The sequence below is a fragment of the Pirellulales bacterium genome (assembly GCA_019636335.1).
In the GTDB taxonomy this organism is placed as follows: domain Bacteria; phylum Planctomycetota; class Planctomycetia; order Pirellulales; family JAEUIK01; genus JAHBXR01.
Map to the genome: position 1 here is coordinate 169278 of JAHBXR010000002.1, position 22940 is coordinate 192217.

Here is a 22940-nt window from a genome sequence, read left to right on the forward strand (position 1 = left end):
GCTCCATGGCTTGTTCAAATGCCTTGTACCAGGCTGCGGCGCCTTGTGGTGAACGCTCGGATAGCCAAGTAAAGATCTCCGCGACGTTTCGCTCAGCCTCGGGCTGCAGGATGATGCGGAACCTAGGCATCGCGAGGAAGCTTGTGTTTCGCGCGGAACTCAGTATCAAATTGCTCGAAGGGTCGGCCCAGACCTTGCTTCATCTCGTCGAGGCCTCGCCGGACGCCGGCCAGTACCTCGGGATCGTCATAGATGACCGTCTGTCGATGCTCTTCGAGAACCTTAAGCGCGTCGCGAAGCAAGTCGTCTTCGGTACGATAGTCGCCGGCAATCATTTGCGCGCGGACAAGTTGCTCCACGTCGGGCGGGAATTGATAGGGCATAAAAGGCCTCCACACCTATAGGTATAGGATACCACTCCGATATCAACTGACCAACTACCTTATTCGCGCCCTATTCGCCGCGCGATTTATCTCCGTATACTGGATGCTGGTCGTCAGGATCGGTCGGCGCTGCTGCGACCAAGGTCCGAGCCCCTTGGTGCGCGGTCCGCAGTGACACCCCGAGATGCCTCTTAAGCTTGACGTCCTTAGGCAGCGCGAGGAACAGGGTCATGCCGGTGCAGATGGAGTTGTCGCGGATCATCATCAGCGAGATCAACGACCATCAGGTGATTTACCTGAAAGAGGTCGATGGCGATCGCACGTTTCCGATCTTGATCGGCATCTTTGAAGCCACCACGATCGATCGCCGCGTGAAGGGGTTTACCTCGCCGCGGCCCCTTACGCACGATCTGCTGGTCAGCGTGGCGGAGAATCTCGGCGGCGAGTTGCAGGACGTCGTGATCAGCGAGTTGAAAGACCATACGTACTTCGCGCGGCTGCGCATCAAGCGCGAAGGAGAGCTGGTCGAGGTCGACGCCCGGCCGTCCGACGCCATCGCCGTGGCCGTGACGTGCGACCCGGCCCTGCCGATCTACGTGTCGGAAGAAGTGCTCAACGACGTGCTGGGAGAGTAAGAGGGGCTTGGTGGCACAGATCGCTGGCCTGCTAGACTTGCGCGATCGGCTCGACGTTATTCCGAGTCGAGCAGTTTCAGGTTCGGACAAAGCTCGTCGGTCTGTTCGCCCATGAAGCGGATGATCTGGGCCGAAGTCTTAAGCTGCATGGCCCGCGAGAGGATTTCCTCGGCCTTTTCCTGGCTCAGGTTGCGCACTAGCTCTTTTGCCGTGGGGATGAAGGCGGGACTCATGCTGAAGCTGCGCAGACCCATGGCGTACAGCAGGACGAAAGAACGTGGCGCGCCGGCCATCTCGCCACACAAAGTGACGGGCTTGCCCGCCACGCGGCAGGTGCGAATCACGTTGAACAGCACGCGTAGCACCGCTGGGCTCAGGGGTTGATAGAGGTGGCTGACCTTGGGGTTGTCGCGATCGGCGGCCATCAGGTACTGCACGAGATCGTTCGAGCCGATGGAGACGAAATCGACCACATCGAGCAGCGTATCGATGCTGGCTGCCGCGGCGGGCACTTCGAGCATCAGGCCGATCGGTACCTCGACGTACGGTTTGCCCTCGGTCTGCAATTGGCGCTGCGCGCGGCGCACCATAGCCCGAATGCGGCGCATCTCTTCGAGCACCGTAATCATCGGAAAGAGCAACTTCACCTCGCTCTTGCGTCCCAGGGGATCGTGCGCCGCCCGCAGCACGGCGCGGATCTGCGTGATGAAGAACTCGGGATGCTCGAACGAAAGCCGGATCGAGCGCCAGCCCAGAAAGGGATTGGCCTCGCGGCTATGCCCCAGGTAGGGAATCGTCTTGTCGCCGCCGAGATCGAGCGTGCGGATCGTCGTGTGGCGATGGGGGCTGGCATCGATGACCGCGCGGTACGCCTCGAGTTGCTCTTCCTCGTCGGGGACGTCGGCGTGCGTCAGGAAGAGATATTCCGTGCGGAAGAGTCCCACGCCGTCTGCCCCCATGGCCGCGGCCGCTTCGGCGTCTCCCACGTTGTTGATGTTGGCCAGCAGCTCGATCCGCTCACCGTCGCGCGTGACCGCCTGACGATCGCGATTCTCGACGAGCGAATCCTTGAGATCGACGAACTCGCGTTGCAGCTTACGGTAGGCGGCCTCGACTTCGGCATGCGGATTGACGATGACGTTGCCGTCGCGCCCGTCGACGATCACCGTGTCGCCATTGCGTACCTGGCGCAGGATGCCGCGCACGCCCGAGACGGCCGGAATGCCGCGTCCACGGGCGAGGATGGCGGCGTGGCTGGTCCGTCCTCCCGCCTGGGTCACAATGCCGGCGACCTGGCGTTCTCCCAGGGTTACCACCTGCGAGGGGAGCAACTCGTCTGCCACGAGAATGATCGGTCCGCTGGTGGCCTCGGCCCCCGGCTGGAGCATTTCGGAAAGGTAGCCGCTGACGCGCAAGATCACGTCGCGGACGTCGGCCAGACGCTCTTTGAGGTAGTCGTCTTTGGTCCGGGCGAAGAGCGAGGTGTACTCGTTCAGCAGGCGATGGAGGGCGGCGGGGGCCCGCTGGCGATCTTTGGCGATGAATCGCCGCATTTTGGCGGCAAAGACGGGATCGCGCAGGATCGAGACGTGGGTGAGGAAGATGGCGGCTTCCTCGGGCCCGACCTGGCTGGCCACCTTCTGGTAGAGCGCATTCAGATCGGCCGCGGCGTGTTCGACCGCGCGTTCGTAGCGGGCCAGTTCGTGAAGAACTTCCGACTCTTCGAGGGGCTTGGCGTCGTGGCCGACGAACACCTCGTCGATGCAGTAAGCCTTTCCCACGGCCACGCCTGGGGAAACCGCGAGTCCTTTGCGCATGTCGCGCATCCTACCAGCCGCGCCAGGGGCTGACAACGTAGGGCGAGGCAAGGCTTTGGCTTGCGAAATGGCAAGGGGTGGCGGCTGCGTTCCCATTTTAGCTCTCGCGGGCAGACTGATTTGCGATGGCTGTCTCTAACGAGCCGGAGTTGCCATGTCGTTCGGCCGAGCCACGCTGAGCGTGTTCTCCCTACAAAATGAATTTGAAATACTGCCCGATCGGGCCTGGTCGAAGGTCGATGCCGGTAGATAGGTAGATATCTGCGACCTTCGCTGGCAGAATGGATCGCGTTGAGTCGGATGCTTGGATGGATCGTTATCTGGAGGCTCGGTTCGCTGTCGAGACCGCGCGCCCCGCTTCGCGATGCACCCGAGTCGGAAAGTCTTTAACCCTTTCGTGGCGGGTCCCCATTTTCGACGGGAACTTCTCCGCAACGTTGTCGAGCAAATTGCCTAACGCCGTGCGATTGTCGTCCTTGCAAACCGCCCCGTCAGACCGACGGCAAGAATTCGATTGGCTAGGCGTCTGGCTGCTGGCGTTGACGATCGTGCTGGTCGTCGTGGTTCGCTGGCGATACGTCGACGTGCCGCTGGAACGGGACGAAGGGGAGTACGCCCATATTGCGCGGCTCTTGCTGCAAGGTGAGCCACTCTATTCGACCGCGCATACGATGAAGTATCCGGGGACGGCGCTGAGTTACGCCGGGGCGTTCCTGCTGTTCGGGGAGAGCGTGACGACCGTTCACCTGGCGTTGCTCCCGTTTCATCTGGCGTCGGCCGCCCTGCTCTTTGCGCTGGTCGCGCGTTCTCGGGACCTTGCCTTGGCGGCACTTGCGACGTCGCTGTTCCTGCTTTGGTCGATGATCCCGGCGACGCGGGGGCTTTGGTCGCACGCGACGAACTTCGTGCTCCCGTTCGGCCTGGGGGCCTGGCTGCTGCTGGCGCAGGCCTACGGCGATTGGAGAGGTGGGCGAGCCTGGCTCCTGGTGGGAGTAGGATGCCTGTTTGGCATCTCCACGATCATGAAGCAGCAGGCCATTTTTTTCGCGATTCCGGCGGTGTTCTACTGCCTGGGACGTCGTCGCGCGATGGGCGCGACCCTGCGCGACGTGGCCTGCCTTTCGCTGGGGGGGGCGATCTCGCTCGGCGTCTTGTTCGCGGCGCTCTATCAGCAGGGGGTCTTTACGGAGTTCTGGTTTTGGACGGTCACGTACGCCCGCGATTATGCGGCGGGCAATCGGGGTTGGGAGTCTCCGTTCACTCACGCCTGGATTGCCGTGAGGAATTTTGGACGGGCGTCTCAGTTGCTCAACGGACTTTTGCTCGTGGGGCTCGGCTCGCTGGTTTGGGATCGTGAATCGCGGCGGGATATGTTGCTCTGGCTCTGCCTGTTCGCGGGGGGCGTACTGGCAGCGATCCCGGGCTTGCGTTTCACCCCCCATTACTTCGTACTCCTGATGCCCGCGGCGTCTTACTTTGCGGCGCAAGGCATCGCCGGTCTCGCGCGTTTCGTGCAGTCGAAAACGCCGTTGAGGTTTTCGACATCGCTCGCGGGGAGCATGGCGGTCGGGTTGCTGATCGCAGGCCATTTCGAGGCCTGGTTCCGCTGGGACAATCAGCAACTCATCTGGAACACCTACCGCGGCCACGCGTTTATGCATTCGCGGATCGTGGCTGAGCATCTGGACGACCTCGCCCAAGAAGGGGACACTTTGGCGGTGCTTGGTTCGGAACCGCAGATTTACTTCTGCTCGGACCTGCCGAGCGTGACCAGCTATCTCTACACGTACCCCTTTGCCGAGCAACATCGACATGCGTCGCGGATGGAAGCGGAGATGCAACAACAAATCGAGAGGGGAGAGCCCACCTACTGCGTGGTCGCCCACAGCATGACCTCTTGGGGCGTGGGGGACGTCGATCAGTTTTACGAGCCGGGGCGGATCCTCGGGTGGTGGGAGGAGTACGCTGCGGAGCACTACGAACAGATCGGCCTGATCAGCGTGCTGCCGGACGGAGAAGCGGCCATCGCGTGGAATTACGATTTCGAGCGGGCGACGCCAGTCACGCCGGTGTGGTTCGAACTGTGGCGGCGGCGAGAAGCGTCTCCGTCAGCCCGATAAGAGGCGGAGGGTGCTGTTCGCCCGCCTGGCTCGTCGTCGGCAGCCCACTTGGCCGTGCCTGCCGAACATCGGGAGAAGGCTCCCCGATCGATCCTTGACGCTCCCCCTCCGGGGGACCTAGGATTGTCAGATTCTCTCGTGCGCCAAGCGACAAAACGGTGTGGTTGCCTCACAGTCGACGCCCGGTGGGAGTGCCTTTCGGTACCTCCTCCGGCGCGTGCTTGTAATCGCGACTGGTGCGATTTCAGCGAGCGGCAGGGTCCCTCGGCCGGACTCGCGGCTTGGCTTCGAGTTGGGATGTTGTTTCCCAGCGAGACGGAACGTTCAGCAAGTGACGAACTGATGGAAAAAACCAAGGTAGCGCTGGTCGGGCTCGGCACCGTCGGGAGTGGCGTCGCGCGGTTGTTGCTCGACTTTGGCGATCGTACCGCACGGCATGCCGGTCGCACGCTATGGCTCGAGCAGGTCGTCGTGCGCGATGTACACAAGCCGCGCCAGGTCGAGTTGCCCGGCGGTCTCATCAGCGACGACTTGACGCGCATCACGAACGATCCCGAGATCGTGGCCGTCGCGCACCTGCTGGGGGGATTGGAACCAGCGCGGACGATCATGCTCGAACTGCTCGAAAGTGGCAAGGATGTCGTCACGGCGAACAAGGCGCTGCTGGCCGAGCATGGCCCCGAATTGTTCGAGCGTGCCCGCGAGCTGGGGCGCACGATCGCCTTCGAGGCCTCGGTCGCCGGCGGCATTCCGATCATCACCAACATCAGTCAGTGCTTGTCGGCCAACCAGATCACGTCGATCTACGCCATTCTGAATGGCACGAGCAACTTCATCCTCACGCAGATGGAGGACGAAGGCGCCACCTACGCCGAGGCGCTCGCCGAAGCGCAACGACTGGGCTACGCCGAGGCCGATCCCAGCATGGACGTCGACGGCACCGACGCGGCGCAGAAGCTCGCCATCCTGGCGCAGCTCGCGTTCGGCTCGCAGGTGCATTGGAGCGAAATCCCCCGCCGCGGCATCGACACGCTGGAGCTGGTCGACCTGCGTTACGCGCTCGAGCTGGGCTATCGCATCAAGCTCGTGGCGGTCGCGCGGCTAGTCGTCGAGGGGCTCGAACTGCACGTCTCGCCGACGCTGGTTAAGATCGGCACGCCCCTGGCCGAAGTTCGAGGCGCGCACAACGCCGTCAGCGTGGTGGGGGACGCCGTGGGACGAGTCTTCTTCCACGGTCTCGGCGCCGGGCAGATGCCGACCGCCTCGGCCGTCGTCGCCGACCTGATCGATATGGTCGTCGGTCGCACGGCGATCACCTTCCGCAACCTGGAGCTCTGGTCGCAGCGCAAGGACGCCGTCAACGCCCGCGACCACGACAAGGTGCCCGGCCGCTTCTACCTGCGTTTCAACGTCGAAGATCGCCCGGGCGTCATGGCCGAAGTGACCAGCGTGCTCGGCCGGCACGGTGTTTCGATCGCTTCGGTCATCCAGCACGAGGCCTTCACGCCGAACACGGGGGTCGTGCCGCTGGTGATCATGACCCATCTGACCACCGAAGGCGCCACGCGGCAGGCCGTCGAAGAGATCGACCGTCTCCCCTGCGTCAGCTCGCAATGCGTCCGCATGCGGGTCGAGAACTAACTCCGAGCCCAACACCAACATGAAGTACGTGATCGTCATTCCCGATGGTTGTGCCGACGAACCGCAAGAATCGCTGGGGGGGAAGACGCCTCTCGAAGCCGCGCACACGCCGGCCATGGACGCGGTGGCGCGGGCCGGAGTCGTCGGCCGCGCGAACAATGTGCCGGCGCATCTACCGGCCGGATCGGACGTCGCCACGTTAAGCCTGCTGGGCTACGACCCGAACCGCTATTTCACCGGGCGCGCGCCGCTCGAGGCCGCCGCACAGGGCATTCAGCTTGGCCCCAACGATTGGGCGATCCGCTGCAACCTGGTGACGGTCGAAGACCAGCAGATGCGTTCTTTCACGGCGGGTCAGATTCCCGACCACGAAGCTCGCGAGTTGATCGCCGCCCTGCAAGCGAACCTGGGGGGGGACGAGCTCGAATTCATCCCCGGCGTCAGCTATCGCAACCTGCTGATCGATCGGCCGAAGTCGGGGACGGCGCCGTTCAGCCAGGATACGCGCACCACGCCCCCGCACGACCTGACCGACAAGTCGGTTCTCGACGACTATCCGCGCGGACCGGGGAGCGATAAGCTCAACCAACTGATGACCGACAGCGTGGCGCTCTTTGCCGAACATCCGGTGAACGTCTCGCGGCGCGAGCGCGGCCTGCCCCCAGCCACGAACATCTGGCTCTGGGGCCTGGGGCGCGTGCCGGCGCTCGAGCCCTTCTCGTTCGTGTATGGCAAGCGCGGGGCGATGATTACGGCGGTCGATCTGCTGCGCGGCATCGCCGCCTTGCTCGGCTGGGACCGGATCGAGGTCCCCGGCGTGACGGGATACCTCGACAACGATTACGCCGCCCAAGGCCGGGCCGCCATCGAGGCCCTCCAGGACCACGACATCGTCTGCGTTCATATCGAGGCCACGGACGAGGCCTCGCACGAAGGAGACGGCGCCGCCAAGATCAAGGCACTCGAGGATATCGATCGCGACATCGTGGCTCCCATCCACGAGGCCCTGCAGGCTCAGGGGAATTACCGTCTGCTCGTGACCCCCGACCACCCCACTCCCCTGCGTCTGAAAACGCACAGCCACGGGTTCGTTCCCTTGGCGATCGCCGGCACCGGCATCGAGCCCGACGCCAGCACTACTTACGACGAGCCCACGGCCGGTCGCTCGGCCCTGGCCTTCGACGAAGGATGGCGTATGATGGCCTATTTCCTGGGCCAGAACGGCAAGCGATAGAAGTTAGAAGTAGCCACTCATGGGTCTCATCGTTCAGAAATTCGGCGGCACGAGCGTCGCCGATAGCACCAAGATTCTGGCCGCCGCCCGCAAGGCGATTCGCGCCCAGCACGAAGGGAATCAGGTCGTCGTCGTCGTGTCGGCGATGGGCAAGAATACCGATCAATTGATCGCGCTGGCCAACGAGATCAACGACAATCCGCCCGCGCGCGAAATGGACATGCTCCTGTCGACGGGCGAGCAGGTGAGTGTGGCGCTGATGGCCATGGCCGTCGAACGCCTGGGGTCGAAGGCCATCAGCATGACCGGCACGCAGATCGGCATTCGAACGGACAGCACGCATACGAAGGCGCGGATTCGCTCGATCTCGACCGACACCATGCGCCGCGCGCTCGACGAAGGCAAGGTCGTCATCGCGGCGGGCTTCCAGGGCATCGACGAGGAGTTCAACATCACGACGCTCGGTCGCGGCGGCAGCGACACGACGGCCGTGGCCTTGGCCGCCGTGCTGGGGGCCGATGCCTGCGAGATCTACACCGATGTCGATGGCGTCTATACGACCGATCCGCGCATTCTGCCCGAGGCACGCCTCCTGCGCCGGGTGAGCTACGACGAAATGCTCGAGCTGGCGAGCCTGGGGGCCGGCGTGATGCACAGCCGGGCCATCGAGTTCGGCAAGAAGTTCGGCGTGCCGATCCACGTGCGGAGCAGCTTCACGGACGTACCGGGCACGCTGATCGTGGCCGACCCCGAAGCGCCCGATCAACCGGTCAGCGGCGCCGCCCTGGTGCGCAACGAGGCGGTCGTCACGATTCGGGGCGTGTCGGACCAGCCGGGCACGAGCATGGCGATCTTCTCGCGCATCGCGCGGCGCGCCGTGGCCGTGGACATGATCGTGCAGAACCTCGGCGCCGGCGGCAAGGCCGACATCTCGTTCACCGTGCCGCGCGTCGATCTGCGGGCCACGCTCGAAGCGGTCGAAGAGGCCGCCCAGGAACTGGGCGCCGAAGAGATCACGCACGACGACAGCGTCGCCAAGGTCTCGGCCGTCGGCCTGGGCATGGCCCATCAGCCGGGGGTCGCCGAGCGCATGTTCCATGCCCTCTCGAACGCCGGCATCAACATCCAGATGATCACCACCAGCGAGATCAAGATCTCGGCCCTCATCTCGCGGGACCAGGCCGATGCCGCGGTCCGCGCCGTGCATCGCGCGTTCGAGTTGGACAAGGCGCCCGCAAAGGCCCCCAACGGCCCCCCCCCTGCGCCGGCCTCGGGCAGCGCGGTTGATGTGGTGCGCCGTCTGCAGGGGATGGAAGACCTGGCCATCAGCGACGTGTCGCTCGACGCGACGCAGGCCCTGGTGACGATCGCCGGCATACCCGATCATCCCGGACTTGCGGCATCCGTTTTCGACGGTATCGCCGCGGGTGGCATCCTGGTGGACATGATCGTGCAGAGTTATGCCGGTGGCACGCCTGCCACGCTCAGCTTCACCGTGCCGCAAGAATCGCTCAAGGAAACGGTGGCCGTGGCCGAGAAGCTGACCACCAGGCTGCAATGCGGCCCCGTCACGAGCACGCCGAAGATTGCCATGCTTTCGGTCTCGGGCATCGGCCTGCGCAGCCACACGGGCGTGGCCATTCGCATGTTCGAAGCGCTCGCCCATGCGGGCATCAACATCGACATGATCAACACGAGCGAGGTCCGCGTGACGGTCGTCGTCGAGGGCCAGCAGGGGGAAGCGGCCCTCAAGGCCCTGCGCCACGCCTTCGCCGACGTGCAGCAGTAAGGAAGCGGAAGATTATCGCTCGAAGTGGCACGGGGCTGCGGTCCCGTGCATGAAAAGATTCAAACGCTTCATGCCCGCCACCGATTTCAACCGGCCAAAACACTCTTCCACTTTCTTTTGGCACCGCTGACTCAAACCGTACGCCGTCGTGCGCATCCGTCGCTTCCTTCGGCGGCGCGCCCGGATACCGGGAAGTCGCCACTTCAGAACGGACGCTTCACAAAACGTTTAAGCCAGCAACTCTTGAATCACCCGCGCCGGGTCGGTCACCGTCGTCAGACGCTGATCGAGCCCCTGGTACTTGTACGTGAAACGCTCGTGCTCGAAGCCGAGCAGTTGCAGCACCGTGGCGTGGAAGTCGCGAATGTGGACCGGGTCGCGGACGATGTTGTACGAGAAGTCGTCCGTCTCGCCGTAGATGGTGCCCCCCTTCGAGCCCCCGCCCGCCATCCACATGGTGAAGCAGCGCGGGTGATGGTCGCGGCCGTAGTTCTCCTTCGACAGCCCCCCCTGCGAGTAGATCGTGCGGCCGAACTCGCCTCCCCAGATGATGAGCGTCTCGTCGAGCATGCCGCGCGATTTGAGATCCTGAATCAGGCCGTAGCAGGGTTGATCGATGTCGCGGCACTGGTCAGGCAGGCGGCCTGCCACGTTCGAGTGCGTATCCCAGTTGTTCAAGTAAACCTGCACGAAGCGCACGCCGCGCTCCACCATGCGCCGGGCGAGCAGGGCCGTGTGGCCGAACGTGCCCGGCTTGCGAGCCGACTCGCCATAAAGCTCGAAGGTCGATTCCGGCTCCTGCGACAGGTCGGTCAGCTCCGGCACGCTCGACTGCATGCGGAAGGCGAGCTCGTACTGCTGGATGCGCGTGTGGGTCTCGGGATCGCCTACCTGCTGGTAATTGAGCTCGTTGAGCTCGCGCAACCCGTCGAGCGTCGTGCGACGCACCGAGGAGGGGACGCCGTCCGGATTGTTGATGTAGAGAATCGGGTCGCCGCCGGAACGGAACGACACGCCGGCATGCTCGCCCGGCAGATAGCCGGCCGACCAGAGTCGTGCGGAGATCGCCTGCACCTGCTCGGTGTTCGTCGGCTTGGCCACCAGCACCACGAAGGTGGGCAGATCGGCGTTCATCGAGCCGAGACCGTACGAGACCCAGGAGCCCAAGCAGGGTCGCCCCGTGATCTGGTTGCCCGTCTGGATGTAGCTGATGGCCGGTTCGTGGTTGATGGCCTCGGTGTTCATGCTGCGGATAAAGCAGATGTCGTCGGCCGCCTTCGCCAGGTTGGGCAGCAATTCGCTGATCCACATGCCGCAGTTGCCGTGCTGCGCGAACTTGAACTTCGACGGCGCGACGGGAAAGCGCGCCTGGCCCGAGGTCATCGTCGTGAGACGTTGCCCCTTGCGGATCGAGTCGGGCAGATCCTTGTCGTACCAATCTTGCATCTGCGGCTTGTAATCGAACAGGTCGAGTTGCGACGGACCGCCGACCATGTGCAGGTAGATCACCTGCTTGGCTTTGGGGGCGAAGTGGGGGCCGATCGCCTGCAGCACGTCTTGCCCGGCCGCCGCGGGGCGAAGAAAGCTATTCCCGCCCAGCGAGGCCAGCGCGGCCATGCCCAGCGCGTTGGCTCCCTGGCGCAGAAACTGCCGTCGCGTTTCGGTGCGAACCCATTCTTCGAAGAGGGGGTGCATCGTTCTCTCCCGTCGGTATTTCGATCTCGCGGCAAACCGCCATCGTCTGCGCGCGTGTGCTACTTGTTGACCACTTCGTCCAGGTTCATCAGCTCGTTCGTGAGCATCGTCCAGCCGGCCAGCGTCGGCACGTCGAGCGAGGCGTCGGCTGGCGACTCGCCGACCGCCACGAGCTTTTGGGCATCGTCGGCGTGCTCGCGGTAGTAAGCGAGGAGGTCGACGAGCGAACGCTCGACCACCGTCCGTTCCGCGTCCGTGAGAGAACGCGACAAAAGCCGCTGCATGATGAAGTCCATGCGGTCGGCGTCCGTATCGCCTCCTTCCTTCAACGCCCGTTCGGCGAGCCGGCGGGCCGCCTCGACAAACTGCGTATCGTTCAACGTCACAAGCGCCTGCAGCGGCGTGTTCGTCCGCTCGCGCCGCACGGTGCAGACCTCGCGGCTGGGGGCATTGAATGTCTCCATCGAGGCGGGCGGGGCCGCTCGCTTCCAGAAGGTATACATGCTGCGGCGGTACAGGTTCTCGCCCGAGTCGGCCTTGTAGTCGCGCGTGTTGCTGCCGATCATCGCCACCGCCTCCCAGACGCCGTCGGGTTGGTAGGGCTTGACACTCGGGCCCCCCAATTTCGGCACCAGCAGGCCACTGGCGGCCAAGGCGTTGTCGCGCACCATTTCGCCATCCATGCGGAACCGCGGACCGCGGGCCAGCAGGTTGTTGTGCGGATCGCGCTCGATCTTTTCCGGGGTCGTGGCCGCCGACTGGCAGTACGTGGCCGACGTGACCATCAGCCGGAACAGCTTCTTCACGTCCCAGCCACTTTCGCGAAACTCGATGGCCAGCCAATCGAGCAGCTCGGGATGAGTGGGGAGGTCGCCGCCGACGCCGAACTCGCCGGTCGTCTTGACCAACCCCGCGCCAAACACCTCCTGCCAGAAACGATTCACCGTCACGCGCGAGGTGAGGGGATGCTCGGGCAGGAGGAGCCACTGTGCCAGGCCCAGGCGATCGCGCGGCGCGTCTGCGGGGAAGGCGGGCAAGACGGCGGGGGTGCCGGGGCGAACCTCGTCGCGGCGCTTGTCGTACTCGCCACGGAAAAGGATGTAGGCCAGCGCCGGGTCGTTTTTCTCCTGCATCACGTGGGCGATCGTGCCGCGGGACTTGATGGCGGTCTCCGTGCTTTCCAACTCGCGCACTTGGGCGGCCAATTGTTGATGCGTCGTGTCGATCCCAGCGAGCCAGTACGCATACAACTCGTCCGCCTCCGCCGGCGTGCGCGCTTCGGCCGGCTTGGCTACCAGGAACGCCGCGCGGGCCGTGCCGGCCATGCGCGTGATCTCTTCCGGCGCCAGCACGCGATCGTACAGCCGCACGTCCTGCAGCCCCAGGTCGTTGATGCGCGCCGTGCTATGCCGCTGCGCGAACTTGAAGGGGACCGTGGCGCGGGTCGTATTCTTCAAACCGTCTGCCGCGACGTCGACCTCCTGCGCGGCGCCGTCGAGGTAAATCTTGAGTCCGGCGGCACGGCTCGAACCGTCGTAGGTGAGCGTGACATGCTGCCACTTGTCCTTGGTGAGCGTACCCCGGCCGACTACCTTGAGGGCGTCGTCGGGCCAGGCGTTGATCAGATGCGCGCCGACGCGGCCATTCTCGAGCCACAGATCCCAGCCGCGGAAGGCGGTGTTCTCGTCCATGCGGGCCACAATCGAGCCGCCCAGTCCATCGGCGGGAACTTTGACCCAGGCGCTGCAGGTGAAGGATTGATCGCGTTCGAAGTCGCCAACGTCGGCCACCTCGACCAGCGTCTCGGGGCGGCTCTTCCAGGCCTGGTCGGCCACCACGCCCGCCTCGAAGGTCGGCACCGCGCTGGCTGCCACGGGACGGGGTTGGCCCGCCACGAGCACCGCCAAGGCCTGGCCGGCGCTCACGTCGAGCGGAGCGTGGAAGACGAGGCCATCCGCCACGTTGTTCGCCGCGAGCGAGCCGCTGGCGGGACCAGCGAGCCACGAGTCGAACTCGGGCCGCGCGCTGCCGCGCCGATCTTCGACCTCTTTCCTCGCCGCGGCCAGCTGCGTGGGCAGGGCCTCCCACGTGGCACGATCTTCCTCGCGCGGCACGGTCACGATCGGCGGCGTGTCCTTGATGTTGCCATCCATCGCGTTCTGCGTCGTGTTGTTGAAGAACGCCGAGAACTCGTAGAACTCGCGCTGCGAGATCGGATCGAACTTGTGGTCGTGGCAGACCGCACAACCGGTGGTCATGCCGAGCCAGACCTGCGAGGTTGTCTCCGTGCGGTCGCGCGCGTAGAGGACGACATACTCCTCGGGAATCACCCCCCCTTCGTTCGTCGTCATGTTGCAGCGGTTGAAGCCCGACGCGACGGTCTGATCGAGCGTGTGGTTCGGCAACAGATCGCCGGCAAGCTGCTCGATGGTGAACTGATCGAAGGGCAGGTTGCGATTGAACGCCTCGATGACCCAATCGCGGTACGACCACATCTCGCGGAAGTTGTCGAAGTGGATGCCGTGCGTGTCGGCGTAGCGCGCGGCATCGAGCCAGTAACGGCCCCGATGTTCGCCCCAGTGTGGCGAGGCGAGCAATTGATCGACGTACCGCTCGTAGGCCTCGGGCGCGGTGTCGGCGACGAACGCCTCGACCAGCGCCGGTTCTGGCGGCAGCCCGGTGATGTCGAGACTCGCACGCCGCGCCAACACGTGGCGATCGGCCTCGGGGGCCGGCGCGAGCCCTTCCCGATCCAACCGCGCGAGAACGAAATAGTCGATCGGGTTCTTGGGCCACGCCTGGTCCGCTACCTCGGGCAAGGCCGGTCGCACCGGAGCGATGTACGACCAGTGAGGTTCATACTCCGCTCCCTCAGAGATCCAGCGGCGCAGCAGCTCTTTCTGCTCGGGCGTGAGCTTCTTGTGCGACGACGCCGGCGGCATCAATAGCTCGGGGTCATCGCTTTCGATGCGGGCGACGAGCTCGCTCTGGTCGGGTTCGCCCGGGACGATCGCCCCACGCTCCACCGCATCATCGTGACGGTCCAGACGCAGCTCTGCCTTGCGCGAGCCGCTATCGGGACCGTGGCACGCGAAGCAGTTCTCGGCCAGCACCGCGCGGATCGACCGGTTGTAGCTGATCTTGTCGTCGGCGCGCGCCGTCGAGACCACGAGCAGCAGCACGGCCACCAGGGCCGCGCTGGAGATACGTCGCATCATGTCGAACCCCCGCGAGCATCAGGCAGGATGAACTTCTACAAGCACAGGGGCGACGAGCCGGTTTTCAGGCGGGAAGACGATGGGGGGCCGGCGCCTCGCCACCCCGCGATTATAAGGTCAAGCTCCGGGGGCTGGGAAGCATTTGTTCCAGAACGTACGCGGGGGGACAGTGAATGTGCGGTTCCGGCACAGGCCCGAAAACAGGGTGGCAGCATCGGCGCCATTCTCTGGTTAGAATCGAGCGTTTCGCAGGCGGGTAGCCGCCTGCGAGGGAGGCGATCGCAAGCCTGCAGCGTCAACGGGGTGCATCCTGGCCAATGTACTTTGAAGTTGCGCGTTTGCAGAATCCCCACCCGAAGCGTCAGCGAGGGAGTTCTTGGATGGGGCATCGATCAAAGTGCCTCCTCGCTGACGCTTCGGGTGGGGAATTCGTTGGTCATGCCATAATTGCCTTCGCGCTCTTCGCGCCTTGGCGGTGAAACATTTCCTCTAGCTCAAATTGGGAATCCTGCGGTGAAGCGAGAGATCTTCGAGCCCGAGCATCAGTTGTTCCGCGATTCGTTCCGCCGGTTCGTCGAACGAGAAATCGTGCCTTACCACGAGCAGTGGGAAAAGGATGGCGTCATCAGCCGCGAGGCCTGGCTCAAGGCCGGCGCCGCGGGCTTTCTCTGCATGGACGTGCCCGAGGAATACGGTGGCGCCGGACTGCAGGACTTCCGCTTCAACATGATCGTCGTCGAAGAACTGGTGCGTGTGGGGGCCTCGGGCGTCGGTTTCAGCCTGCAGAACGACGTGATCCTGCCCTATATCCTGCACTACGCCACCGAAGAGCAGAAAAAGCGCTGGCTGCCCAAGATGGTCAGCGGCGAGATCATCACCGCCATTGCCATGTCGGAACCGAACACCGGCAGCGACCTACAAGGCGTGCGCACCACGGCCATTCGCGATGGTGACCACTACGTCGTCAACGGTCAGAAAACGTTCATCACCAATGGCCTGCTCAACGATCTGTGCATCGTCGTGGCCAAGACCGATCCCACGGCCAAGCACGCCGGCATCAGTCTGATCGTCGTCGAACGTGGCATGGAAGGTTACGAGCATGGGCGCAAGCTCGACAAGATCGGCCTGCGCGCGCAAGACACGGCCGAGCTCTACTTCAACAACTGCCGCGTGCCGGCCGAGAACCTGCTCGGTGGCGAAGGGCAGGGTTTTTATTGTCTCATGAACGAGTTGCCCCAAGAGCGGCTCTCGATTGCCGTGGGCGCGGTGGCGGCGTGCGAAGTCGCGCTCGAGCACACCCTGGAATACTGTCGCACGCGCACCGCCTTCGGACGCCCGATCGGTACGTTCCAGAACTCACGCTTCAAGCTGGCCGAATGCAAGACCGAGACCCACATCGCCCGGGTCTTCCTCGACAACTGCGTCTTGAAGCACAACCGCCGCGAGCTGAACGTGGAAGAGGCCGCCATGTGCAAATGGTGGACGACCGAAACGCAGAAGCGAATCGTCGACGAATGCCTGCAACTGCACGGCGGTTACGGCTACATGATGGAATACCCCATCGCCAAGATTTACCTCGACACGCGCGTGCAGACCATCTACGGCGGCACGACCGAGATCATGAAGGAAATCATCGGCCGCGCCATGGGATTTTGATGTTCCCCTGCGCAGCCGCCGCGGTCGGTATGGGAGTCGGGCGACTCGTGGGGATCGTTCGCCGGTGCTTCGGCTAGCGTGGCCGGTGCAGTCCCAGTCGCTTCATGCGCGAGGCGAGCGTCGTGGGCTGCATGCCCAAGAGCGCCGCCGCCCCCCGCGCGCCGTAAATCTTCCAGTTGGTGCGTTCCAAAGCCGCGGCGATGTTCGCGGTTTCGAATTGCTCGACTTCGTGTCGCGTCAGCACGTCCTGCGACGAGCGCGCCGTCGCCGGTGCTCGGGCAGGTTGACGCCGGGTAGCCGGCAGCAGGTGAGAGAAATCGAGCGTGCCCTGTCGAGCACCGATCGCGGCACGCTCGATGACATTCTGCAGCTCGCGAACGTTGCCGGGCCAGGCATATTGCTGCAACAGATCCAGGTCGTGAGGGGCGAGACGCACGCCGTCACGGCACAAGTTGCGGCAGCAACGTTTCAGAAACAATTCGGCCAGGGCAGGTATGTCCTCGCGACGCTCGCGCAGCGGGACGACTTCGATCGGGAAGACACTGAGGCGGAAGAAAAGATCCTGCCGAAAACGACCGGCCTCGACTTCGGCCCGCAGGTCGCGATTCGTGGCGGCGATGACCCGCACGTCGACGCGCCGCGTTACGTCATCGCCGACACGCTCGATCTGACCTTCCTGCAGTACCCGCAAGAGCTTGCCTTGTAGTTCGAGCGGGATCTCTCCCACTTCGTCGAGGAACAAGGTGCCGCGGTCGGCGAGCTGAAAGCGACCGGTGCGGTCTTTGACCGCGCCGGTGAACGAGCCTTTCACATGACCGAAGAACTCGCTCTCGAAGAGATCGCGCGGAACGGCGGCGCAGTTCACTTTGACCAGGGGACGCTCGCGGCGTTGGCTCCGCTCGTGGATCGCCCGGGCCACCAGTTCCTTGCCCGTGCCCGATTCGCCCAGAATCAAGACACTGGCCATCGTGGGAGCGACGAGCTCGATCTGCTCGAGCGTCTTGGCAAGTGCAGGGCTGCTCCCCACAATCTCGCCGAAGGCGCGCGCCTCGTTGACTTCTTCGCGCAAGTAGAAGTTTTCTGATTCGAGCTGACGCCGTAAATGCTCGATCTCTTCGAAGGCCCTTGCGTTCGCAATTGCCACTGCCGCCTGGTCGGCAAACAGTCGCAGCCAGTCGAAGTCGTGCTGCGTCAGTCGATCGCGGCTGAACAGGGCGAGCACACCCAGAATCTCGCCGCGGAACATCAGCGGATGTCCGGCGAAGCTCTGGATGCCTTCCTCGTGCGCCCAGTGCTGGTCGACGATCCATTGCTGATCGGTGGAAGTGTCGGCCACGAGGATGGATTCGCCCGTGGCGCCGATTCTTCCCACCTTGCCGGTACCCAGCTCGATGTGCTGGCGTGCGCCATCGACGCGCGACCAATCGGCGTGGCGATGGTGGGCACAGGATGTGCCGGCACTGGCGGCCAGTGTGAGGTGGCGACCTGTTCTCGACCCCGTTGAGGATTCGTGGCCGTCGGCAACTTCTCCTGACTGAAGCAACCAGATACGCGTCAGCGCGACGTTTGGCTGGGCGGCCAACTCGGTGACGATCCTTTGCAGCACATCGGGCAGGTAGCGTTCCTGGGCCACCGAGGTGGCGATCGCCTGTAGCGACACGGTATTCACGGAGCGGTCAATTCGTTCGGTGTGACGAAATTTCGTTGGAATCAACGAACATCAAGCTAGTCGCGATATTTCGTGGCGCCAAGGAGTCCAGCCAGCGCGCACCAAGCTGTTGCTACACCACAAGATCGAGCGACATGTATTGCTGGCACGCAGTGTGCAAGAGAGATGGTCGACTCCCGTGCTTCGCTCGTTCGAGGCACGCCTCTACCGCAGGGATAGCTAATGCCGCGCTAGGTCGACCGCTGCTTGGGCCACAACGGCCGCCACAGGCGCTGTCTGACCAGTTCTAGTCCTCTCGGTCGTTCGGCGATCTCCGACCGAGATTCCCAAGGCTCGTTCGCATGGCTCCGGCGCGAATTCGCGCCGCCTGGCCTGCCCGCTTCACTCGATCAGAAAGGCGCTTCCGCATGTCGTCCGTTTTTCGTGCCCGTTGGTGGCGAGGGCTCATGCTCGCCTGTTTGAACGTCGTGGGGCTTCTTACCTGGACCGTCGCGGCCGATGGCGCGGGGGTGGCCGACGTGGACTGGGACAGTCGTCCCATCCTTCAGCATCGTGACTTTCAGGCGGTGGATGCCAACGGACTGCGTACTTTTCCCACCACCGGTTTTCCGTACCGTCTGCGAGGCATCTTGCTGAACAACCCGGAAGACATGTTGGACAGCACCCCGGTGACGGGTCCGCTTCCGCCGTTCAATCTGGGCGCGCAGTGGCAGGTCTTCGTGCAGGCGGTCGAGCCGGGTGATTACGGGGGTACGGCCGTGTTCATGGGGCAGCACTACGGCAATCTTCCTCAGAACTTCGAAGACGGCCAGCCCGATCCCGATCGAAGTTATTCGAATGCCGCCTGGTCGGCCGAGATGTTACGCGTGAACCAGGATCGCGCGACAGGTCATGTGTTCCGCGCGGGGGACTACGTCGAGATACGCGCGCAGGGCGCACTCGCGTTCGGCGGCAAGACAAACGTCAACGAAGAGCATTTCATCGAGTCCGAGTTGGACTTCGAGTTGGCGCTGATCACACCGGGAGTAGGCTTGCCGACGCCGGTGCCGCTACTCTTGGCTGATCTTTGGGATGAGATCAACGATCGTGTGCTCTTCGATCCGAGCCGGCTCGCCGGAGGAGAACGCTACCAGGGCGAGCTCGTGCAGTTGATGTCGGTCCAGCGCATCGACGATGGTTCGATTTGGGCGGCTGGAAATCGGGTGACGGTGGCGGACGTCGCTGGTCGCGAGTTCTCGCTCCACTTGGGGTTGAATCCCGAGTTCGGCACGATGTTGCCACCGGATGGGTTTTTCAACGCCGTCGGCATCTTCAATCAAGAAGCGTCGGGCGGACCCATGGGACCATCGGTCAACGGCTATGAGTTGTGGGTCATGGATCCCATGCAGATTTCTGCCGTACCAGAGCCGGGGACGTTCGTCGGCGCCACGGTGGGGCTCATCACTGTGACACTGTGGATTCGCCGACGAGGGACGAAGCTCCACACCGTAGCGAGGCAATCGCGATGTTCAGCGGCATGAAGCCACATCGCCGTAGCGCGCTCACGCTCGTCGAATTGTTGGTTGTGATCGCCATCGTGAGCGCCTTGATGGCACTGCTGCTTCCCGCAGTCCAATCGGCACGCGAGGCGGGGCGACGTGCGCAGTGTGCGAACAACTTGCGACAGATCGGTCTGGCCGTTCACCAGTACCACGAGGTGGTAGGAACATTTCCGCCAGGCAATGTGACGCACACCGCCGGTATCTGCTATGGCGGCGCGGCCGGATCGGCGGGATACCCTTCACAGGACGGCGCCAATTGGTGTCTCGCCATACTACCGTTTCTCGAACAGCAACCGCTGTACAGGCAGTATGACTTCGACGACTTTAACGAGGCGCCTCAGAACCGGGTGGTGCGCGAAACACGCATTCCCGTCTTCGGTTGCGCGTCGGATGTGGGGCGCGATGAACTGGGTGTGCCTGGCAGTGGGCCGGCCGGCTCGTTCGCGCTGAACCTGCCCTATCGAGCCGGTTCTTACCGCGCCGTCAGTGGCCGCAGCGATGGCATACGTTTTCTGGATTCCGCCGAGTTGGGAGAATTCCCCCGCGCCAGCCGTGGCGCCATGCATACCGTTGGCGTGCTCGGCTTCAGCACCGAAAGCTTTGCTCACGTTCGGGACGGCACCTCGCAGACGCTGTTGGTCGGCGAGAGCATTACCCGAACCACGCCCTCGTTCCGTACATTCTGGGCCTATTCGTATGCGCACTACAGCCTGTCGGCCGTGACGCCACAGTCGCGGAGCCTGTGGGGAGACTACGAGGCGTGCAAGCAGGCGGGGGGGACCGGAACCTCATTGCCTTGTCGGCGCGGCTGGGGCAGCTATCACCCGGGCGTCCTGCCGTTCGTCTTTTGTGACGCATCGGTTCGCCCAATTTCAATCCAGATCGAGATGCAGGTGCTTGCAGCCATGGCAACCATTGACGGTGGTGAAACCATCGGCGAACTCCCCTGAACGGCTAAGACGCCGGGCTGTTCTCGATCTGCACGGCCGCGCGGGCTCGTTCGTATTGCTCGTACGTGTAGATGTTCAGCAGCGGCACGTCGAGCGACCAGGGGCCGAGCTCGCGATCGCTCGGGCGGATCGTGTGCTGGTAGGCAGGTTGCTCGTGCGCGAGCAGCCAGCGGTCGAAGTCGCGCCAGCCACTGGGGCGTAGCTGGATGACGTACCAGCGGTAGCGGCCAGGATCTGCAGCGCGATAGCCTCGCCGGAGCGTTCCCCACTCGCGCAACAGGGCGAGGTTCTCTGGCGGCGCCGCGCCGAAGAGGATTTTTTCGTCCGGCGCCGTGTTCGCGTCGAGCCAGGCGAAGACGTGCCGGTCGAGACTATCCCAGTAGTACGTGGGCTCCATGCCTAGCGCGGTCGCGCCGCGCAGGCCGCCGATCGCCAGGTTGTAGTACGACAGCTCCTGCGGCCAATACCAGGCGGTGCTCCCGGCGGCGGCGGCCAGCGGCAGAGCAAGCAGCGTGCGACGTAGGAGCAAGCGGCCGCGCGAGATCTCTAAGTCGCGCCGGGCAAATCGGCGCCACAAGCGATCGAAACCGACTCCGGCCAGGCAGGCGAGGAAGGCAAAGCTCGGCAGGAAGAGACGAAGGCCGTCGTGGGGGGGCGCAAAGGGGGTCGCGCGGACGAGCACGAGTGTTCCCCAGCAACCGACCAGGAGCCAGGTTTCGCGTTCCCCGCTCCGCGCGGCATGGCCGATGCCGACCAGGGCCAGCGCGAGCGTGCCTAGCGGTACGGCAATGGCCGTCCAAAGCAGGGTGTTGTACCAGGGGAGTGGATAATCGAGGTTGTGCATCCGGCCGAGAAACCACGTCGAAATGTTGTGCTGCGGCCGGTCGGCGCGCCCCGTGTTGAGGACCACGAACTCTTGAAAACCGCCGATCGGGTCGTGCCAGAGGGGCGGGTTCAAGAGCCAGAAGACCCCCAGCGCCAGGAGCATCCCGGCCAGGCTGGCCCGGATGCCGGCCCGGTCGCGCGTGACGAGCGACACCAGCAGAAACGCGAGCGGCGCGAACCAGCCAGGGGACTTGCAGGCCAGTGTTGTGCCGAGCGCGACGCCAAAGGGGAGAAATCGCCAGCCGCCGCGACGCGCGGGTTCGAAGAATGCCCAGGCGATGAGCCAGCAGCTTGTGAGGGGCCCATCGAACGAGGCGTAATGCGCGTGCGCGAAAAGTCGCGGCATCGTCACGAGCGCCACACTGCCGGCAATCGCGGCTACTCGCGAATAGTCCCCCGCCAGTCGCCACGCCGCACAGCCGACGGCGAGCGAGAAGAGCAGGATGGGGCCAAGCCGCGCGGCGGCAAGGGGGGGCAGCCAACGTTCTCCCAGCGCACGGCCGGCGGTGATCACGATGCCGTAAAACGCCGGATGCCCTTCGATGGTGGTCGTGTAGCGCCAATGTTCGCCGATGATCGTGGACGAGAAAGGATCGTCTTCTCCGGTTGTGGCCAGAGTAGCCCAGGCGGCGATGCCCTCGGCGCGGCGAATGGCATTGCCTTCGTCCCAGCTCATGGGCAGGGTATCGGCCGTCGCGATGAGGAGCGCGGCGCACGCGAGGCCACAGCCAACAGCGGTCGAGAACGCGGGGCGGAGGCTCGGTGCGGCGTGCGAATCCATACGCCGATTCTACGCCACGGCAGCCACGGCCGCCGAGAGAGGGAAGCCGATGAGCCGTCGACTAAAAAAGCTGACGTCCACACGAATCAGTCGGGGTTTACGGCCACGAGCTCTTGCGAGATGGTCTCGAGCTGCGAGGCGCCGATCGTGCGCAGCTCGTCGGCAAAGCCGATCAACAGCGCCAGATCGCACAGGCGATTCACGCGGCGAGGATTGCCCTGCGTGAGATGGTGGATCGTTTCCAGGGCCTCGCTGTCGAAGATGGGACGCGGAGCCCGGGCGGCCGTCAGGCGATGGCTCACGTAGCTGATCGTTTCTTCCAGCGTCATGGGACGCAGCAGGCACTTCACGCCCAGCCGCTCGTCGAACTGTGGCATGCGCTCGAGCGCCGGCAAGAGCGAAGGCTGACCGATGAGCAGCAGGTTCAAGTCGGGGCGCGAATCGGTCTCGAAATTCAAGAGCAGCCGTAGCGTCTCGAACACGCGGGGACCTTCGAGCAGGTGTGCCTCGTCGATCGCGACGACCGCGTGCCGCCCCGCGCGCGTGTTCTCCGCGAGGAAGGTGCGCAAGCGGCGGACGCTGCCGTCGATCGTGGTGCGGCCCGGCTCGGCGACCGGCGCGCCTAGCTCGTCGGCCAGGTAGGCGAGCAACTCGGCGGGGGCCATCTGCGGAAAGACGAGATGGACGAACGGGCTGTACTCTTCGGGCAGTTGCCGGCGCAGCAGGTGTACGAGCAACGTCTTGCCGAGGCCCGAGGCGCCGGCCAGCAGGGCGCCGCCGCGATCGTTCTCGATCGAGTAGCGCAGCTTGAGCAGGGCTCCCTGGTGTGACTCGCAGGGATAGTAGAAGTTCGGATCGGAGTTGTTCTCGAACGGCTTGTGGTCGAGCTGCCAGTAGGATTCGTACATGTTTCGACTCGCTAGGCG

Annotated in this window: 15 protein-coding genes; 8 read left to right on the plus strand and 7 right to left on the minus strand. The window is 64.1% G+C overall.

The window, feature by feature from the left end:
* Positions 1-122: 122 nt before the first annotated feature.
* On the minus strand, positions 123-383 hold the full coding sequence (locus KF708_02925) for a hypothetical protein (protein MBX3411647.1): 261 nt from the start codon (positions 381-383) through the stop codon (positions 123-125).
* A 230-nt stretch (positions 384-613) separates the two neighbouring features.
* Between KF708_02925 and KF708_02930 the strand changes: the two genes are divergently transcribed.
* Positions 614-1018: a bifunctional nuclease family protein gene (locus KF708_02930; GenBank protein MBX3411648.1), complete on the plus strand. Its 405-nt coding sequence runs from the start codon at positions 614-616 to the stop codon at positions 1016-1018.
* Positions 1019-1074: 56 nt separating this feature from the next.
* On the opposite strand, the gene ptsP is transcribed toward KF708_02930, so the two are convergent.
* Entirely contained in the window at positions 1075-2835 is a 1761-nt protein-coding gene (gene ptsP / locus KF708_02935; GenBank protein ID MBX3411649.1) for a phosphoenolpyruvate--protein phosphotransferase, read from the minus strand.
* Positions 2836-3311: 476 nt separating this feature from the next.
* Here ptsP and KF708_02940 point away from each other — a divergent pair, with 476 nt between their 5' ends.
* The 4 genes from KF708_02940 (at position 3312) to KF708_02955 (ending at position 9619) form a co-directional block, all read left to right on the plus strand.
* Positions 3312-4955 (plus strand): hypothetical protein, encoded by a 1644-nt coding sequence (locus KF708_02940; GenBank protein ID MBX3411650.1) that lies wholly within the window; start codon positions 3312-3314, stop codon positions 4953-4955.
* A 342-nt stretch (positions 4956-5297) separates the two neighbouring features.
* The gene (locus tag KF708_02945) at positions 5298-6596 is read left to right on the plus strand and encodes a homoserine dehydrogenase (GenBank protein ID MBX3411651.1); all 1299 of its coding nucleotides are present in this window, start codon (positions 5298-5300) and stop codon (positions 6594-6596) included.
* 19 nt (positions 6597-6615) lie between these two features.
* Positions 6616-7830, plus strand: coding sequence for a cofactor-independent phosphoglycerate mutase (locus KF708_02950; protein ID MBX3411652.1), 1215 nt, complete (start codon positions 6616-6618; stop codon positions 7828-7830).
* Positions 7831-7849: 19 nt separating this feature from the next.
* Positions 7850-9619 (plus strand): aspartate kinase, encoded by a 1770-nt coding sequence (locus tag KF708_02955; protein ID MBX3411653.1) that lies wholly within the window; start codon positions 7850-7852, stop codon positions 9617-9619.
* Between the two features lie 228 nt (positions 9620-9847).
* On the opposite strand, the gene KF708_02960 is transcribed toward KF708_02955, so the two are convergent.
* Together KF708_02960 and KF708_02965 are read right to left on the minus strand one after the other, a co-directional pair.
* A complete protein-coding gene (locus KF708_02960; protein MBX3411654.1) occupies positions 9848-11314 on the minus strand; it encodes a DUF1501 domain-containing protein in 1467 nt (488 codons plus the stop codon).
* 59 nt (positions 11315-11373) lie between these two features.
* Positions 11374-14532: a DUF1553 domain-containing protein gene (locus tag KF708_02965; GenBank protein MBX3411655.1), complete on the minus strand. Its 3159-nt coding sequence runs from the start codon at positions 14530-14532 to the stop codon at positions 11374-11376.
* A 498-nt stretch (positions 14533-15030) separates the two neighbouring features.
* On the opposite strand from KF708_02965, the gene KF708_02970 reads away from it, so the two are divergent.
* Complete coding sequence (locus KF708_02970; protein ID MBX3411656.1) at positions 15031-16188, plus strand: acyl-CoA dehydrogenase family protein; 1158 nt, start codon at positions 15031-15033, stop codon at positions 16186-16188.
* Between the two features lie 73 nt (positions 16189-16261).
* Here KF708_02970 and KF708_02975 read toward each other — a convergent pair whose 3' ends face one another.
* A complete protein-coding gene (locus KF708_02975; GenBank protein MBX3411657.1) occupies positions 16262-17869 on the minus strand; it encodes a sigma 54-interacting transcriptional regulator in 1608 nt (535 codons plus the stop codon).
* A gap of 395 nt (positions 17870-18264) precedes the next feature.
* Here KF708_02975 and KF708_02980 point away from each other — a divergent pair, with 395 nt between their 5' ends.
* Together KF708_02980 and KF708_02985 are read left to right on the plus strand one after the other, a co-directional pair.
* Positions 18265-19377: a hypothetical protein gene (locus tag KF708_02980; GenBank protein MBX3411658.1), complete on the plus strand. Its 1113-nt coding sequence runs from the start codon at positions 18265-18267 to the stop codon at positions 19375-19377.
* Complete coding sequence (locus tag KF708_02985; GenBank protein ID MBX3411659.1) at positions 19362-20348, plus strand: DUF1559 domain-containing protein; 987 nt, start codon at positions 19362-19364, stop codon at positions 20346-20348. The genes KF708_02980 and KF708_02985 overlap by 16 nt, the downstream gene beginning before the upstream one ends.
* Before the next feature lie 4 nt (positions 20349-20352).
* Here KF708_02985 and KF708_02990 read toward each other — a convergent pair whose 3' ends face one another.
* Positions 20353-21909 carry a glycosyltransferase family 39 protein gene (locus KF708_02990; GenBank protein ID MBX3411660.1) on the minus strand — a complete coding sequence of 519 codons (1557 nt, stop codon included), beginning with the start codon at positions 21907-21909 and terminating at the stop codon, positions 20353-20355.
* Positions 21910-22100: 191 nt separating this feature from the next.
* On the minus strand, positions 22101-22922 hold the full coding sequence (locus tag KF708_02995) for an AAA family ATPase (GenBank protein ID MBX3411661.1): 822 nt from the start codon (positions 22920-22922) through the stop codon (positions 22101-22103).
* Positions 22923-22940: the final 18 nt, after the last annotated feature.

Bases quoted from the DNA above. Each gene is read 5' to 3' on its own strand.
- KF708_02960 (MBX3411654.1), bottom strand. From the start codon at position 11,314: ATGCACCCCCTCTTCGAAGAATGGGTTCGCACCGAAACGCGACGGCAG.
- KF708_02995 (MBX3411661.1), bottom strand. From the start codon at position 22,922: ATGTACGAATCCTACTGGCAGCTCGACCACAAGCCGTTCGAGAACAAC.
- KF708_02985 (MBX3411659.1), top strand. From the start codon at position 19,362: ATGTTCAGCGGCATGAAGCCACATCGCCGTAGCGCGCTCACGCTCGTC.
- KF708_02980 (MBX3411658.1), top strand. From the start codon at position 18,265: ATGTCGTCCGTTTTTCGTGCCCGTTGGTGGCGAGGGCTCATGCTCGCC.
- ptsP (MBX3411649.1), bottom strand. From the start codon at position 2,835: ATGCGCAAAGGACTCGCGGTTTCCCCAGGCGTGGCCGTGGGAAAGGCT.
- KF708_02945 (MBX3411651.1), top strand. From the start codon at position 5,298: ATGGAAAAAACCAAGGTAGCGCTGGTCGGGCTCGGCACCGTCGGGAGT.
- KF708_02925 (MBX3411647.1), bottom strand. From the start codon at position 383: ATGCCCTATCAATTCCCGCCCGACGTGGAGCAACTTGTCCGCGCGCAA.
- KF708_02990 (MBX3411660.1), bottom strand. From the start codon at position 21,909: ATGAGCTGGGACGAAGGCAATGCCATTCGCCGCGCCGAGGGCATCGCC.
- KF708_02950 (MBX3411652.1), top strand. From the start codon at position 6,616: ATGAAGTACGTGATCGTCATTCCCGATGGTTGTGCCGACGAACCGCAA.
- KF708_02930 (MBX3411648.1), top strand. From the start codon at position 614: ATGCCGGTGCAGATGGAGTTGTCGCGGATCATCATCAGCGAGATCAAC.
- KF708_02965 (MBX3411655.1), bottom strand. From the start codon at position 14,532: ATGATGCGACGTATCTCCAGCGCGGCCCTGGTGGCCGTGCTGCTGCTC.
- KF708_02955 (MBX3411653.1), top strand. From the start codon at position 7,850: ATGGGTCTCATCGTTCAGAAATTCGGCGGCACGAGCGTCGCCGATAGC.